The sequence below is a fragment of the Sporosarcina sp. BI001-red genome (assembly GCF_003384035.1).
Classification (GTDB): domain Bacteria; phylum Bacillota; class Bacilli; order Bacillales_A; family Planococcaceae; genus Sporosarcina.
The window spans coordinates 132,575-148,452 of the sequence record NZ_QQAK01000014.1; the positions used below are offsets into that span (position 1 = coordinate 132,575).

At 42.0% G+C, this 15,878-nt stretch carries 15 protein-coding genes; 2 read left to right on the forward strand and 13 right to left on the reverse strand.

From position 1 onward, the window contains the following. Positions 1 to 32 precede the first annotated feature (32 nt). The 9 genes from DVB69_RS13780 to DVB69_RS13820 all read right to left on the reverse strand — a co-directional run bounded on the left by DVB69_RS13780 (position 33) and on the right by DVB69_RS13820 (position 10,868). Positions 33 to 1,523 carry a nitrate/nitrite transporter gene (locus DVB69_RS13780; protein WP_116019687.1) on the reverse strand — a complete coding sequence of 497 codons (1,491 nt, stop codon included), beginning with the start codon at positions 1,521 to 1,523 and terminating at the stop codon, positions 33 to 35. Positions 1,524 to 1,586: 63 nt separating this feature from the next. Beyond that, positions 1,587 to 2,111, reverse strand: coding sequence for a hemerythrin domain-containing protein (locus DVB69_RS13785; protein ID WP_116019688.1), 525 nt, complete (start codon positions 2,109 to 2,111; stop codon positions 1,587 to 1,589). Between the two features lie 30 nt (positions 2,112 to 2,141). Then, complete coding sequence (locus tag DVB69_RS13790; RefSeq protein ID WP_116019689.1) at positions 2,142 to 2,789, reverse strand: response regulator; 648 nt, start codon at positions 2,787 to 2,789, stop codon at positions 2,142 to 2,144. After that, positions 2,767 to 3,852, reverse strand: a complete 1,086-nt coding sequence (locus DVB69_RS13795) for a sensor histidine kinase (protein WP_233505412.1) — start codon at positions 3,850 to 3,852, stop codon at positions 2,767 to 2,769. The genes DVB69_RS13790 and DVB69_RS13795 overlap by 23 nt, the downstream gene beginning before the upstream one ends. Continuing rightward, positions 3,849 to 4,313, reverse strand: a complete 465-nt coding sequence (locus tag DVB69_RS13800; RefSeq protein ID WP_116019690.1) for a GAF domain-containing protein — start codon at positions 4,311 to 4,313, stop codon at positions 3,849 to 3,851. The genes DVB69_RS13795 and DVB69_RS13800 overlap by 4 nt, the downstream gene beginning before the upstream one ends. 51 nt (positions 4,314 to 4,364) lie before the next feature. After that, on the reverse strand, positions 4,365 to 5,045 hold the full coding sequence (gene narI, locus DVB69_RS13805; protein WP_116019691.1) for a respiratory nitrate reductase subunit gamma: 681 nt from the start codon (positions 5,043 to 5,045) through the stop codon (positions 4,365 to 4,367). Beyond that, on the reverse strand, positions 5,038 to 5,607 hold the full coding sequence (gene narJ, locus DVB69_RS13810) for a nitrate reductase molybdenum cofactor assembly chaperone (RefSeq protein ID WP_116019692.1): 570 nt from the start codon (positions 5,605 to 5,607) through the stop codon (positions 5,038 to 5,040). Before narJ ends, narI begins: the two co-directional genes overlap by 8 nt. After that, on the reverse strand, positions 5,600 to 7,201 hold the full coding sequence (gene narH, locus DVB69_RS13815) for a nitrate reductase subunit beta (protein ID WP_116019693.1): 1,602 nt from the start codon (positions 7,199 to 7,201) through the stop codon (positions 5,600 to 5,602). Before narH ends, narJ begins: the two co-directional genes overlap by 8 nt. Continuing rightward, positions 7,191 to 10,868 carry a nitrate reductase subunit alpha gene (locus DVB69_RS13820; protein WP_116019694.1) on the reverse strand — a complete coding sequence of 1,226 codons (3,678 nt, stop codon included), beginning with the start codon at positions 10,866 to 10,868 and terminating at the stop codon, positions 7,191 to 7,193. Before DVB69_RS13820 ends, narH begins: the two co-directional genes overlap by 11 nt. A gap of 725 nt (positions 10,869 to 11,593) precedes the next feature. Between DVB69_RS13820 and DVB69_RS13825 the strand changes: the two genes are divergently transcribed. After that, the gene (locus DVB69_RS13825; protein WP_116019695.1) at positions 11,594 to 11,920 is read left to right on the forward strand and encodes a helix-turn-helix domain-containing protein; all 327 of its coding nucleotides are present in this window, start codon (positions 11,594 to 11,596) and stop codon (positions 11,918 to 11,920) included. Between the two features lie 481 nt (positions 11,921 to 12,401). Here the strand turns inward: DVB69_RS13825 and DVB69_RS17715 are convergent, their stop codons facing one another. Further along, positions 12,402 to 12,584 (reverse strand): hypothetical protein, encoded by a 183-nt coding sequence (locus DVB69_RS17715; protein ID WP_199562876.1) that lies wholly within the window; start codon positions 12,582 to 12,584, stop codon positions 12,402 to 12,404. Between the two features lie 343 nt (positions 12,585 to 12,927). Next, complete coding sequence (locus DVB69_RS13835) at positions 12,928 to 13,254, reverse strand: ASCH domain-containing protein (protein ID WP_483315848.1); 327 nt, start codon at positions 13,252 to 13,254, stop codon at positions 12,928 to 12,930. 263 nt (positions 13,255 to 13,517) lie between these two features. Here DVB69_RS13835 and DVB69_RS13840 point away from each other — a divergent pair, with 263 nt between their 5' ends. Next, on the forward strand, positions 13,518 to 14,075 hold the full coding sequence (locus DVB69_RS13840; protein WP_116019697.1) for a hypothetical protein: 558 nt from the start codon (positions 13,518 to 13,520) through the stop codon (positions 14,073 to 14,075). A 434-nt stretch (positions 14,076 to 14,509) separates the two neighbouring features. On the opposite strand, the gene DVB69_RS13850 is transcribed toward DVB69_RS13840, so the two are convergent. Together DVB69_RS13850 and DVB69_RS13855 are read right to left on the reverse strand one after the other, a co-directional pair. Then, positions 14,510 to 15,061, reverse strand: a complete 552-nt coding sequence (locus DVB69_RS13850) for a hypothetical protein (RefSeq protein WP_116019699.1) — start codon at positions 15,059 to 15,061, stop codon at positions 14,510 to 14,512. 12 nt (positions 15,062 to 15,073) lie between these two features. Beyond that, complete coding sequence (locus tag DVB69_RS13855; protein ID WP_116019700.1) at positions 15,074 to 15,604, reverse strand: matrixin family metalloprotease; 531 nt, start codon at positions 15,602 to 15,604, stop codon at positions 15,074 to 15,076. Positions 15,605 to 15,878 lie beyond the last annotated feature (274 nt).

Sequence of the window (15,878 nt, forward strand, 5' to 3'; positions counted from 1 at the left end):
CCGCCAGTCAAATCGACTGGCCGTCCCCGCTTTTATGCTCTGGTTATATCGCTGAATGTTCCTACGTAACGGGTTACGTCGCCGTCATTATTTTTAATAGCATTGATGGTCAACAACTCCAAGTATTCAGAACCATCTCTCCGCTTATTCCACATTTCTCCTTGCCAAGATCCTTCGTTCCCAATGACACTCCACATAGTTGTGTAGAACTCCTTAGATTGCTTGCCGGAACTGAGAACATTTGGATTTTCTCCAATGACTTCATCGGCAGAATAACCTGTTAATCGGGTAAAGGCAGGATTTACCGATAAGATCTTTCCGGATGAGTCTGTGACGAGAATCCCTGAACCTGTCGAGTCAAATACTTCTTTTGCAGTAGACAAACGATCCATATAATAGAGCCAGATGACAAGGACTAGGCTGACGAGTGCAAATTGGGCAAACGCCATGAATCCAATAGAGTACGACCCTGTTATGGAATGTACCGCTGATAAGAGTAATGGCGGGAAGAATCCACCAAGTCCACCCATCATCGATACGATCCCGTTTGCTGTTCCAGCTTGCTTACTGAAGTAAAACGGAACGAGTTTGAAGATAACACCATTTCCGATTCCAGCTGTTAAGGCAATGAGCATGATTCCGATTGTATAAAGCAGGATGGACGGTGAGAATGCGAGTAAAACTGCAGCAAATGTCATTCCTGCAAAAACTCCCATTAGTAGGAATAGTGGTTGGAAACGGTCCGCAAGCCACCCGCCCACTGGACGGAATAGCGTTGCTACGATGATGAATCCAGCCGTCCGCATTCCTGCATCGACCTTTTCCAATTCAAAGTAATCGACTAAGAAGTTTGGTAAAAAGATAGTGAATGCAACAAATGATCCAAATGTGATGAAGTAAAACAGTGAGAAGAACCACAGTTTTTCATTTTTATAGACGCCTTTGATTTGTCCAATCATCGATGTCTTTACTTTAGGTTCTTTGCGATCACCGAGGACGAAGTTCAATGCCGCGAACGCGAGCAAGAGAATCAGATAGAATTTAACTGTCGCACTCCATCCGAACTGAACCGCCAAGACAGGCGCTGCGAACGTTGTAACGGCTGTACCGACGTTCCCCATTCCATAGATTCCGTTGATTAAGCCATGCTTTTCCTTTGGATAGTACTTCGGAAGTGAAGTTACCCCAACAGAGAATACGGCTCCACCGATACCGAGGAACGTTCCGCCAATTATCAAATCAGCAAAAGAGGATGCAGCACTTATGTAGAACACTGGAAATAGTAACAAGATGAAACTCACAGCAAAGATAATTCTCGCTCCAAAAACGTTCGCATAATAGCCAAGTGGTATGCGCAAGATGGAACCGAGAACGACTGGAACTGCAGTGACGATTGCAACACGAGTTGCTGGAATCGCAACATCTTCACGAATGAACGGAAGAAGCGAGGATATGAGCACCCACACCATGAAACCTACGACTAAGTTTGCCGTTTGTAACGGCAGTTGTACTTTTTTAATCATCCATATCAGTCCATTTCTGTAGGGAATGAAAGGCCTTTTTAAATCAGTTATTTCCTGTTTCGCTTACAAGATTGGTGTATATAACTTTTCAAATAACGCATCTTGCTGCTCAATTCGCAACATCGATTCAACCATTGGAAAAACAATTGACTCTTCCTTGATGAAATGCACAGTAATCGCCTCATACGCTTCTCCTGCATCTCTCGCAACAGCCTCTAGATCTTTCAGTGATAACTCATCCAGACTGCCTCGTGTGTGATGAAGGAAATGTCCAATGTAGGCATCTAGCTCTTCGTGTTCTTCTTCGACTGCCTTAACCGGCCCCTGATCGCCTCCGATGTATTGCGATAGCTCAGGGAACAAAATGTCTTCTTCCTTCTCTGTATGGTTTTTAAATGGTTCGATAAACTCAATCAGTGCTTTCCGCAATGAGCCAATGGCTTCACGTGCTTCATCAAGTGAGTAGATGTTCCGTTCAAATCCAAGGACAATCGGATGCCAACGATCCATTAAATAGGTCAAATACTGATGTTCATTTTCCAACACCTGCAACGCAGGCAAATCGAATTTGAATCGTTTAGGTTCCATGACGAAGCCTCCGTTTCAACTAAACCAGTTTTAAAAATTCAAGAACTTTTTCTTAAGTGCATATTCAACTAGTTCTGGTTTACTCTTCAAGTTTAACTTCTCCATCAACTTCGCTTTATGCGCTTCTACTGTTTTAACGGAGATGTATAGCTTTTCAGCGATTTCTTTGTTGCCATACCCTTTTGCTACCAGCGGCAGTACTTCAATTTCACGCTTTGAGAGGATCTTGAATGGATCTGTTTCCTCTTGCTCTCCATCCTTTTTCACAAACTCTCGAACTAGTGAAGTCGCCATAGAGGGTTGAATGTACGTTCCGCCGTCATATACCGTACGGATTGCTGCAAATAACTCTTCGTCAGGTGAGTTTTTCAAAACGTATCCAGAAGCACCATTTTTCAATACATGAAACAAGTATTCTTCGTCGTCATACATCGTTAAAATAACAATCTTTGTATCTGGAAAGTCTTCGTTAATTTTCCCAGTGGCGATTAATCCACTCTCTCCAGGAGGCATGCTCAAGTCCATCAAAAGGACGTCTGGTTTATGTTTAGCGACTAAATCATAAGCTTCTAAGCCATCTGCTGCTGTCGCTACAACTTCCATATCCCGTTGGAAATTCAATATGTGCATAAAGCCACTTCTTACGACTGCGTGATCATCCGCGATGATTATTTTCAACTTCCGTCTCCTCCTTCGTTAGAGGCACGGTCAATAAAATTGTCGTTCCGTTTCCAATGCCTGTTTGCACACTTAACGTAGCATTCACCAACTCTGCACGTTCCTTCATCCCGAATAGTCCAAGTCCAGTACCTTTGTATGTAGGAGCATTCAAGTTAAATCCTACTCCGTGATCCCTTACCGTAAGTGTTAACACATCTGAAGTCAGCAAAAGCTCGACATCCACTTCTTCCACTTCTGCATACTTTAACGCGTTGAACACAGCTTCTTGGCAGACTCGGTAGACAACGGTTTCAATCTCGCCTTCGAAGCGTTGGGACTGCATGTTACTCGTAAAGTGGACAAGAAGGCCATAATTCTTCTCGGTCCATTTAAAGTGTGTGCGGAATGCTGCTTCTAATCCTAAATCATCTAATGTTGCCGGTCTTAGCTGGACCGATAAATGACGGATGTCATCGAGCAGACGCATAAGGGATCCTTCGGTTTGCCGAACTTTCTTCAATACATCATCTTCTACATTCATGTACTTCAACACGCGCAAGTCTACTAAAGAACTTAGCATCTCTTGTGCGACACTATCATGAAGCTCGCGGGAGATTCGCTTCCGTTCATCTTCTTGCGCTTTAATCACTCGTTTGACTAGGGTTTTCTGATGTAATGTTTCTTGTGTTTTGAATTGCTCTGTCAAATCCCGAAGCATGAACACTCGTATTCCTTGTTCTGCGTCAATCATTTGAATACTTCCTGTATACGGAACAGTTCCCCTTCCAGCCGTTTCTAAGAATACTTGAAATGAGGGGATGTTCCTTTCAGGATCTGACATATAGCATGAAATGCATGTCTGCTCCTCTTCGACACTAGTAAACCCTTTGCACGCCATACAGATTGCGTCTGCACTTCCGGCTTTCATAAGTTGAGCGACCTGAGGATCAAGAATTCGTTCAGCGGCTTTGTTCATCGAAAGAACTCTTCCATCCAAGCTAAAGAAGAAGATTGCTTCCGTTGAGTTTTCATATAAATGCTCTAACAGATTACTTACACCACTTTGACTAATTCCCTTCACTTCCTGGTCAACTCCTCACTATAATAAGGTCCGAATGTGGGCGCAACTAAGGATTTCAGCAATTCGAATTTCTCGATGGACATACAATTGTTTTTGCGACACCCTGCAAGCAAGATCCCCTTCACACGATTGTATTTAAACAACGGAATCGCCGCGAAACTTTCTATCTGTTCTGCAGCAATAATTGGATAGTTATACAAGTCTTCTTTCGTACAGTACTTTTCGGCATCTGGTGCAAAAACAGGTTTGCCCGTCTTGAATACAATTCCCGCAATGCCTTTTCCGGATTGCAAAATAATTCTTCGGAACCGCTGGCTTAAGTTGCCTGAAGCAAACTCCCAACGAATCTGGAAGTGACGTTCCTCAGATTGCACAAGTGCCAGTGCAACGAAATCACATTGCATAGCCTGTCGAATCTCTTCTACTTGCTGCTGATAATTAAATGCTGCTTGACTTGCCATGAGACACCCTCCCTCTAACTGGAGAAAGGGCTCACTTCGCCTCTCTCTTCATCAGTTTCTCTTATCCTTTCTGTAAAGGATATAACTTCTGCCTACATAATTCAACGGCACACTCCATACGTGAACGAGTCGTGTGAATGGCCACATTGCAAAAATGAGGAACCCCGTAAGAATGTGCAGCTTAAATGCAATAGGAACTGATGCCATGAACTCCGCCTGAGGTTGAAAAATAAGCAAGGACCGGAACCAAATTGAAATTGTCGAACGGTAGTCGAATCCCGGTGTCATCGTATTCGTAATCAGAGAACTATACACACCTAGAATAACGATTAACAGCAAGAAGGAGTTCACGATTAAGTCTGAAGCGGATGATAAATGACGGACATTACTATTCGTAAATCGTCTACTTGTTAGAATGATCATTCCAACGAGCGTCACGACACCGAAAAATCCTCCACCCCATACTGCACCCATGTGATACATATGATCACTGACGCCCATTGCACGCGTCCACTCTTTTGGAATACCAAGTCCTCCAACGTGTCCAAGAATGACGGGGAAGATACCAATATGGAATAACAAACTACCAATCATCAGTTGTTTTTTTTCGATGAATTCACTGGACTTCGCCGTCCAGCCAAACTGATCGTGTCTATAGCGAAAGATATGACCGACTACGAATACTGCAATACAGAGGTAGGGAAAAATCACCCATAGAAATTGACTAGTCATTGGCTGGAACCTCCCGGCGGATACATGCTTTAAATTCTTCCCTCATCCCTTTCACTAGCGAATGATACGGGCTTTCATATTTTTCTAACGCTTTCATCAAATGATAGGAACCATCTTCGAGTACTGCTAACAACATTGAAAAACTTTGTTGCGCACGCGGATCTCCTTTCCATTCAGCGGCGTAGATGAATTCACACATGAGTGGCAATGAATCAGAAAGCTCACTATCGGGCATGACGAGACCGAACATTTCATACAACACTTTAAGACGGGCAAGTGTTTGCCCACGCTCTTTGGAATCGCCGTATTTTACATACGTCATGAAAAGTGTGGCATCTTTTTGAAAGTCCAACGTATACGTATACATTTCCTGAATTTCATCGAAACTGTACGTTTGCATTAGGTCCCAATACTCTTTGACATCTTTATAAGATGGATCGGAAGGGTTCAGAGACCCTTCCAACACACTCGGATGAAACATCATTTTGTCAGGATATGAAAATTGCTTAGCAAAGAATCCAAAAATTTGTTTCTTTTCATAGAGAAGGTCTAAGTCAATCACGCCAGATCCCCCCATAGAAGTTCTCTTCGTAAATTTCCTTACCTGTCTTTACAGGAGCGCTTGGCGATGCAGGTCCACATCCATCACAACTCCCGTTTGATCCCATTACTGAATAGGTATCGGATTGGATGGCCTCACCATATGTTCCCATATCCGTGTATCCAGCCGAACCTTGTGATCGGTAGACGTTCATCTGTCCTTCTTTGTGAGAAGTCGGAATGACAAATCGATCTTCATACTTTGCAATTGCGAGCAATCGATACATTTTTTTCGTAGATGAAGCTGTTAATCCGACGCGTTCTAGTTTTGTTTCGTCAAACTCTTTTCCTGACGACTGTGCTCTCATGAAGGAACGCATCATTGCCATGCGCTGCAAGGAACCTTTAACGGTTTCCGTATCTCCAGCCGTGAGCATATTCGCTAAATATTGAATCGGAATACGCATTTCTTCAATCGCCGGGAAGATCATGTCTGGGTTTTTGATGGAATCTTTTCCTTCAAAGTAGTTCATGATCGGGCTTAGTGGTGGCACATACCAAACCATTGGCAACGTACGATATTCAGGGTGTAATGGGAATGCGAGCTTGTATTCAATTGCCAGTTTATACACCGGTGAATTTTGTGCTGCGGTAATCCAGTCTTCTGAAATCCCATCTTTTCGTGCTTGCTCCATGACTTCAGGATCATTCGGATCAAGGAACAAATCGCATTGTGCTTTGTACAAATCTTTCGGATCTGGTGTTGCTGCAGCTTCTAGTACACGGTCAGCATCATACAACAAGACACCTAGATAACGGATTCTTCCTGTACATGTTTCAGAGCATACAGTGGGAAGTCCGGATTCGATTCTAGGGAAACAGAATGTACATTTCTCGGCCTTATTTGTTTTCCAGTTAAAGTACACTTTCTTATACGGACAACCCGTCATACAATAGCGCCATCCTCGGCACGCTTCTTGGTCAACGAGTACGATTCCGTCTTCATCCCGTTTGTACATCGCGCCTGACGGACACGATGCGACGCAACTTGGGTTTAGACAGTGCTCACACAATCTAGGCAAGTACATCATGAACGCTTGCTCAAAATTGAACTTAATCTCTTCTTCGATCTTTACGATATTCGGGTCAGTCGGTCCGGTGATATGACCACCAGCTAATTGGTCCTCCCAGTTCGGACCCCATTCTAGATCCATATAGTCGCCTGTTATAACCGATTTAGCACGTGCAACGGGTGTATGCTTACTTTCCGGAGCATTCGTCAACTTTTCATAGTCGTATGTCCACGGCTCGTAGTAATCTTTCATCTCAGGCATATCCGGGTTGTAGAAAATCTTACCGAGTGCGATCTTGGAGAGCTTGGAGCCCGACTTGAGCTCCAATTTCCCGTTTCGTAAGTTCCATCCACCTTTGTAGATTTCCTGGTCTTCCCAACGCTTTGGATAGCCGATTCCGGGCTTCGTTTCTACGTTGTTGAACCACATGTATTCAGCACCTTCGCGGTTCGTCCATGTCGTTTTGCATGTCACACTGCACGTATGGCAGCCGATGCATTTGTCTAAGTTCATCACCATTGCAATTTGCGCTTTAATCTTCAAGCCAGTTAACCTCCTTCATTTTACGGACAGCTACGTATTCGTCACGCTGGTTTCCAATCGGTCCATAATAGTTAAATCCATAACTAAGTTGTGCATATCCGCCTACCATTTGGGTCGGTTTCATATGGATACGAGTTGGTGCGTTGTGACTGCCTCCGCGTTCTTCCGTAATCTCTGAACCAGGCACTTGAATGTGTTTGTCTTGTGCGTGATACATGAACATCGTGCCTTTAGGAATCCGGTGACTGACTACAGCACGTGCTGTTACGACGCCGTTCCGGTTATATACTTCTAGCCAAGCATTATCGTCAATATCATGCGCAATCGCATCTACATCGGAAATCCAAACAGTCGGTCCTCCACGGAATAACGTCAGCATGTGCTGGTTATCTTGATAAGTCGAGTGGATGTTCCACTTTCCGTGTGGTGTCAAATAGCGTAAAACTAGTGAATCTTCAGTTCCTGCAACCGGACGGTCGTGCGGTCCGAGTACTAAAGGCGGTAACGTTGGTTTATATACCGGCAGCGCTTCACCAAAGTCTAAGAACAGTTCGTGATCTAAATAGTAATGCTGACGTCCAGTGAGTGTGCGGAACGGTACCATGCGTTCAATATTCGTTGTAAATGGTGAGTATCTGCGTCCGAGTTTGTTAGATCCACTAAAGACTGGCGTTGGAATGACCTCACGAGGCTGCGCTGTAATGCTCGCAAACGTAAATCGTTCTGCTGCACGGTCTGCCGAAATATCTTTCAACTCTACGCCCGTGTCGTGTTCTGCTGATACGAATGCTTTCTGTGATACGCGGCCGTTTGTTGCAGATGAAAGAGTCAACATGGCTTCAGCTGCGTGTTTCGCTGTGTGAAGTTTAGGTAATCCATCTTTGATGGTGTCGTCTTCGTAAACGCCGTTGATGCCTTTCATCATTTCGTATTCTTCAGCTACTGAAAAACTGACACCGTGCGCTCCTACTTTCCCTGTCGAGAGCAGTGGTCCAAGTGTGATGTATTTGTCGTACACTTTCGTGAAGTCTCGCTCCACGATCGTCATGCCAGGCATCGTCTTTCCAGGTATGGCTTCAACTTCGCCCTTCTTCCAATCTTTTACGTCTCCGTGTGGCTGGGCAATCTCTTGAACCGAGTCATGCGCAAGTGGAGAAGTGACGAGATCTTTGTACACACCTGGTAGATGGGTTTTCGCCATTTCTGAGAACGTCTCTGCAATGGATCGATAAATATCCCAGTCTGAACGGGATTCCCAAAGTGGGTCAACCGCAGGATTGAACGGGTGAACAAATGGGTGCATATCCGTTGAGGACAAGTCGACCTTTTCATACCAAGTTGCTGCTGGCAGTACGATATCCGCGTATAACGGTGTAGTCGTCATTCGGAAATCAAGAGCTACGAGCAAGTCTAGTTTTCCTTCTACTTCATCGCGCCAGACGACTTCCTCCGGTTTCATGCGTTCGTTTGGTTTAGCTAGCAATCCATCAGATGCTCCGAATAGGTGCTTCATAAAGTATTCTTGACCTTTTGCTGAACTTGACACCAAGTTTGAACGCCATACGAATAGACTTCTTGGGAAGTTTTCCGGTGCATCTGGATCCTCTACTGCAAAGTTCATTTTTCCTGAAGTCAGCTGCTCTTTCACATACTCGACAATCTCAGGTGTTGTTGTCTTTCCTTCTTTCGCAGCTTCTTCTGTTAACTGCAAACTGTTCTTGTTGAACTGTGGATAGGAAGGAAGCCAGCCAAGACGTGCTGCAAGGACATTGTAGTCCGCAGGGTGTTCATATCTTGCCTTTCCGCCAAGTGGTGACATCAATGATTGAGTACCCGCTTCTTCGTACTTCCACTGATTTGTAGCGAAGTAGAAGAAGGACGTTGCGTTCTGCAATCGTGGAGGTGCTTGCCAGTCTCTAGCAAATGCAATCGTGCTCCACCCTTCAATCGGACGGCACTTTTCTTGTCCAACATAGTGCGCCCAGCCTCCGCCATTCACACCTTGCGAAGCAGTTAACGTCACCAAGTTCAAGATCGCGCGATAAATCGTATCACTGTTAAACCAGTGGTTAATCCCTGCACCCATGATGATCATGGAACGTCCACCTGTATCGAGTGCATTCTGTGCAAATTCTCTAGCAATCTGAATAACTAGTTCTGGTTTAACGCTAGTAATCTTCTCTTGCCATGCCGGAGTATAGATAGACGATTTGTCGAAGTAATCTTTCGCTTCCAAGTCGCTACCGATTCGGTTCACACCATATTGACTGAGCATGATGTCGTAAACCGTTGCGACGCGTCTTGTTGTGCCGTCTGCCATCGTAAGCACCTTCGTTGGAACCGGACGCGTGAACACACCATTCGATAAATTGTCGAAGAATGGGAAGTGAATTTCTTTCCACTCTGCATCTGCATCCGCAATGGACAATGCAGGTTCTACGCGAGAACCATCTTCTTTGTCGAGGAGCAAGTTCCATTTGACGTCGTCTTCCCAGCGCTGTCCCATTGTCCCGTTTGGAACGATGATTTCGTTGACGCTTTCATCGAGAATAACTGGTTTCCACTCAGCGTGTTGTGATTCTTGACCGATATCACTCGCGCGTAAGAATCTACCTGCTTTGTAAGCTCCTTCGTGTTCATCCAAAAAGACGAGGAACGGCATGTCTGTATATTGTTTCGCATAATTCAAGAACATCGGCTCTTTACGCTGTTCGTAAAATTCATCCAGAATGACATGTGTCATCGCTTGAGCGACAGCTGCGTCAGTTCCAGGGTTCGCAGAGATCCAATCATCTGCATGGGTTACACTTTCAGCATAGTCCGGTGCAACGGAAACAACCTTTGTTCCTTTATAACGAACTTCTGTCATGAAGTGAGCATCCGGCGTCCGAGTAAGTGGAACGTTAGAGCCCCACATAATGATATAACCTGCGTTGAACCAGTCACTCGACTCAGGAACGTCCGTCTGCTCACCCCAAATTTGTGGAGATGCGGGCGGAAGATCTGCATACCAATCGTAGAAACTGAGCATCTCGCCACCAATAAGTGAGATGAAACGCGCGCCTGAAGCATAACTAACCATCGACATCGCTGGAATTGGTGTGAAACCTGCTATTCGGTCAGGACCATGTTTTTGAATCGTATAAATGAGCTGTGCGGAGATGAGCATGGTCGCATCACGCCAGTGAATACGAACATGACCACCTTTCCCGCGAGCTTGCTTATATTCTGTCGATTTTTCTGGATCTTCTACAATGCTAGCCCATGCTTTGACAGGGTCCTTATGTTCTGTGAGTGCCTGTCCCCACATACGCCACAACTTCCCTCTGATGTAAGGATATTTAATACGAAGTGGGCTATACTCGTACCAAGAAAATGATGCTCCCCGTGGGCAGCCACGTGGTTCGAACTCTGGCATATCCGGGCCACAGGAAGGGTAATCGATTTGTTGGTTTTCCCACGTAATGATTCCGTTCTTGACGAACACTTTCCAACTACATGAACCTGTACAGTTCACCCCGTGTGTTGTCCGGACTACTTTGTCATGCGACCAGCGTTGACGGTACATGTTTTCCCAATCACGGTTCTTTTCTTCAAGCGCAGACCAATTACCAGAATACTTTTCCACCGGCTTGAAGTAATTCAGATTGAATTTCGTTTTCTTCATTGAATTTCATGCTCCCTTCCTAATGACCAACAGGATGTGCGTGATGAATTTTATAAATCACTTATACTCCCATCCTAGACTCTATTCTGATTATTTCCTATTAGGGTTTTCCCTATTAGCGAATTCAGTTCTTTTTTCTCAGCTTAAATATTGATATAAAGTATCAGTTTATTAACCCTAATCCCCGGGAATATAGAAACCCCGCTATTTCCAGGCATGTATCTACGGGGAAGATTTTCAGATTAAAACCCTTAAATCCACACAATTTTATCGTCATGAATTGTGCCTCCACTTGAGTATAGCTTTGAATTCTTTAAACAGATATGAGGGGAAGTCCTATTTCGCTCTCTCAATATCAGGTCTGATTTCCGGTTAAGTAAGGGATTTGGAGGGGGTGCAAACAGTGCGCCTGCATAGTGAGCATAAATATGAACTTTTTAACGAACTAGCAACTCTCTGCAAAGTGCATTAGGAGACAATGGGGATGATCAAGAGGAAATTTCGGGACTTCAATAGACGAATCAGGAAATCCATTGCAATGGAGAATATGCAATCCGTTTTCCATTAAAATCAAAAGTAGAAATTTCTACTTTTGCAAAGTGTAGAATTGGAGAAGCGATTTCTGAAACCGTCTAGTTAGGAAGTAAAGATTCATTCGTACATTCGGATTTTGAATCACGTACATTCCACGCGAATTACACTATACTAGTCATGAGGTGATTGGGATGGACTCTAAACATACGGCATTATTACTGAATCAATGGATGGAAGAAAATCAAATGACGAATACAAAAATGGCGCAATTGATGGACGTAAGTGAAGCGCTTTTACGAGGGCTTTTAAAAGGGGATCATCGTATTACATCTAAGCGTTTAACACAGTTCGCAGAGATTACAAATATTCCACGAGCATCGTTATTGGGACTATCAGATAAGGAGTTATTCGCAGGCTATAGTGTCATTCCTCATGGAGGCACTGAACTCTCTACAGCAAATAAGCAGCAGATTCAGCAGATTGCCTTACTTTTGAATGAGTATGAAAGCTTTAAGTAGGTGGGAGTTGCTGGAAAACGAAGAGTTGCATACAAGAGGTTAAACGCTCAGCAGGTGATACTTACAAAAAGTGCGGATCGACTAAGACATCTTCAATGGCAGCCGATGTGTCGGCTAGTATGATATCTAAACATGGAATGTGGTTTTTATACATGTGGATGAAGTGATATCACTTAATATTATGATCAATCCATCAGTTTCACATTGGCACTTATATAGAGTTATATGTGAACCTTTGATCTGCGTTTAAGACGGACGCATTAGTTTGAATTTAAAATTAGTTCTGTATTAAGAAAGTACCATCCAAACTTTATATCTAGAATCATTACTTATTGTTTTTTTGCGAGGACTCTGATTTCCTTAATCTCAGCAAGTTTAAAAACCTAGGAAAAAGCAATTTTATAATCTTGTATGTCATTACTCATATATAATCTTATATTCATTTCATTGGTTGCAAAAAAGCACCTCTTAGAGATGCTTTTCAACTAATTGTACTTAGATATACATCAAGAGAGTCTTCTACTTCACGTTCTACTAATGCTATAAAATCGCTATAATCTTCTGTCGTATGTGCTTTGTCAAGAGCTTCATAATAGGCCAATCGATTTTCAACCTTAATAATGACAGGAGGAAATCCATCTTTCATTACTTCTAAATTCAGCAAAAGTCTAGAAGTTCGTCCATTTCCATCAATAAAAGGATGCCAACAAAAAAAGCATGTACCATTGCGCCATGCTCAACAGGATGAGGGTGAGTTATTTCCTTTCGATACCAAATCATCATTTGTTCCATTCTTTCTTGGATCAGATCATGCGGTGGTGTGTGTGCGGCACCCGATATAATGACCTGTTTTGACGGTAAACACTCGCATACTATACATAAAAGAAGTAGATTGAGTTAAGAGGACCTCAAATAATTTTTGGGGTTTTCTTTCATTTGACTCTTTTATTGAAAAAGGAGCAAATCCTTATTAAGGAAACGCGCCCTTTAACTGAATAAGTTACACTTTAATATTCAATAAAAATTGCTAATGTTCCCCATTCCTTTTCTTGCTCAGGGGTGTATATTTCATATGTCCCATCTATCATTTCTTTCATTGTCCAGCCTTCACAATCGAATTTCTTAAAGGAGATATCTTTGTACATAGCCTCAAAAGTATCGTACTTTCTGAGATCACTTACCTGTACTTTTAGAATTTCATCTTGTTGGGGGACCTTTATAAATTCTATTGAATCTCCAACTCTGATACTCCTTCTCTTTTTATCGTTCAATCGTACTTCTACTATCTTTTTACCTTCTTTAATGGCTTGAAAGTATTCGCCATACAATCCCATCTGATGTATCACTTAACAACACCTCGCAAACCCTGTATTATTCCTAGTTTAGACTTTCTTCATTCTCCGCAAATTGGCCCGTTTGGTGAATGGGCACAAGTCTTTGTACAATAATCGCACCCTATTGTTAAAATACTTTAACTTATTACCACACAGTTAATCAAATAATGATTTATTTTACTAGGAAAATTTAAAGACCTGAAACTATCAGTTTATAGATGATATTAGTATTAAACCATAAAAAATAGAAAGACGTGAACATTTTGGATATAAATTTGACCTATCAAGGCGCAATGTCTGCTCAAAACACTAATAAAAACTTTAACAATCCAACAATTGATCCGCTTGCTGGTAATGAAGTAGAAGTGACACGAAACGGACAAGCTTTTAAATTAAGTGTTTCTGCTTATATAATTAAATTAAAAGATGAAACTGCTGATTTTTTCGCTAGGGACATCAATGTCCAAAATGCAAATCCATCCGATATATTTTCCTATCGCCCTCGAGATCAATGGCTCGTTTTCAGCCAGTATTTAAATGATACAAATTTCTTTGATTCATTAAGTAAAGAAGAAATGGTGAATATAGAATCAACCCTCCAACAAATTACAGAGGGACTCGATAGCCTAACTCAAACCGGCATCAACCTTTTTGGTGGAGTTAAAACTCAATTGGATTCATATGAAGCACAATTAGAGCTAGCTTCTTCTTCAGTTGCACTCAATTATTTTAGTGATAAATTTTTAACTGGAGATATAAAAGAAGGCTTTGATCAATTAACAAAACAGTGTAGCCTATTCAATGCTGTGGTTATTGTGTAGTGTTCCAATAAAAAAAGAGAGACATCCAGAATGGGATCTCCCTCCTTTTGTAGATTCTAATGTTCATCTAACACCAATTTTAACTTATTTTTTATAGGTGCCTTGATTATCAGCCTTAACAATAGTTCCATCCAAGTCTACGGCTATTGCATCGTCGGTGCTTTCACCTTTTATTGAGTATAATTTAGAACCCTTGGGGAGCAAGTTAGAAATGACCCCATGGTAATTCCCTTCGTTTTCTACATACTTTCTCACAACTCCGATCTGTTCCCCTTTTTCAACGGTAGTAGTTTCGTCTATCTTATAAATATCACCGTTCCATACTACAAAACTGAAAGCCCAATCAGTGCTACTCTGATTACACCCTGACATGAGAGTACAAATAACAATGATTGAAATTAAAATATAGCTAGCACGGGCTTGTCTTCGCCTTATCATAAGTCTAGATCACTCAATTGATCAATTTCCTTCGAAAGTTCACTAGAATTTGGTGGAACAATCTCGTTTGTATTTTTTAATTTGAACTTCCCTTGGTATACGCCAAGTATCACATAACAATCTTTTGCAATTGGTCCTTCGTATTTTTCTAAGTAGACGATTGCTTTGTCCTTCTTTTTAAACTCTTCATTATCGTTAAGAATTAAATTTGCTTCGGCCCTCTTGCCATTTACGTTTAATCTACCAATACCACCAGTTTCTAAAATTGAAACAGATTTCATATCCTCGTTACCTTTGTATACTTTTTTTACTGTATTATTTGATACAGTAAATACCAAATCACCAAAATCGATACTTTCGGTAGAATTCACGTCTACCTCTAAAATCAGCTCGGCTCTCGCACTAAGTTCTTCAACATTTGAAAAGTGATCAACAATATCAGCTTCTGCATGCACATCAGCAATATTGTTGTTTGGCGTTACAAAAAATAGACTAACTGCTAGTAGACTTCCTGAAAGCAACAATCCAATTTTCTCATATTTCTTCATCCTGTTCACTCCTTATTTATATAATGCCTTGACCCCTGCAATATCATCACTTCCTGGCGTAATTACGGCTCGTCCCGCTCGAGAAGTACACATTACTTGCTTGGTGTTTGTGACGTGATCCAATCCTAGTGAATGACCTAGTTCATGTGCAAAAACACCCTGTCTAGTAGAGTTTGTCATACCTGACATGTAGTAATAGTTCGCATCGATTATTGAATCTACATAATTTCCAGCAACGATCAAGTCTCGATAATTTGTGTTTTGAGCGTTCCATCCAGTACTTCCATAGTCTTTTCCATTGATTATAATCTGCGCTCTATTGGTACCTACTTGAGATGCGAATGATATCGGAGTTACAGCAGCCCAAGATGCCATAGCTGTTTTGAATGGAGAGTGGTATTTTGTTTCTAGCAACGGGTTTATTCGGTAAGCGAGATTTTTTGTCTTGTGCTTTCCACCTAATAAATTATAAGCCTGTGCATCTGTTAAGGCTAAACCGAAAGTAGAAACGAAAAGTAAAGCTACAATTAGTAATTTCTTCATTTCTTTTCCTCCTATGATTTTGTATTCTATTCAGGTGCTGTAATCTTTAAAACTTTAATACCTCCTATTTTTGTTTATATTTGACTTTCTATTTCTATTATTCTAAAAGTTATTCAAATCCCCTTCCTTAAATTGAAAATAATTCATATAAATATACTATCTACCTTTTATGTAATGAAATCTGTGTCGATAGATAAAATTTAGCTGAATAATGTTCAACTATGCGGTAGGTAAAACGATGTCTTTTACTGTGCAGCGGTTTAATTCAGCACAA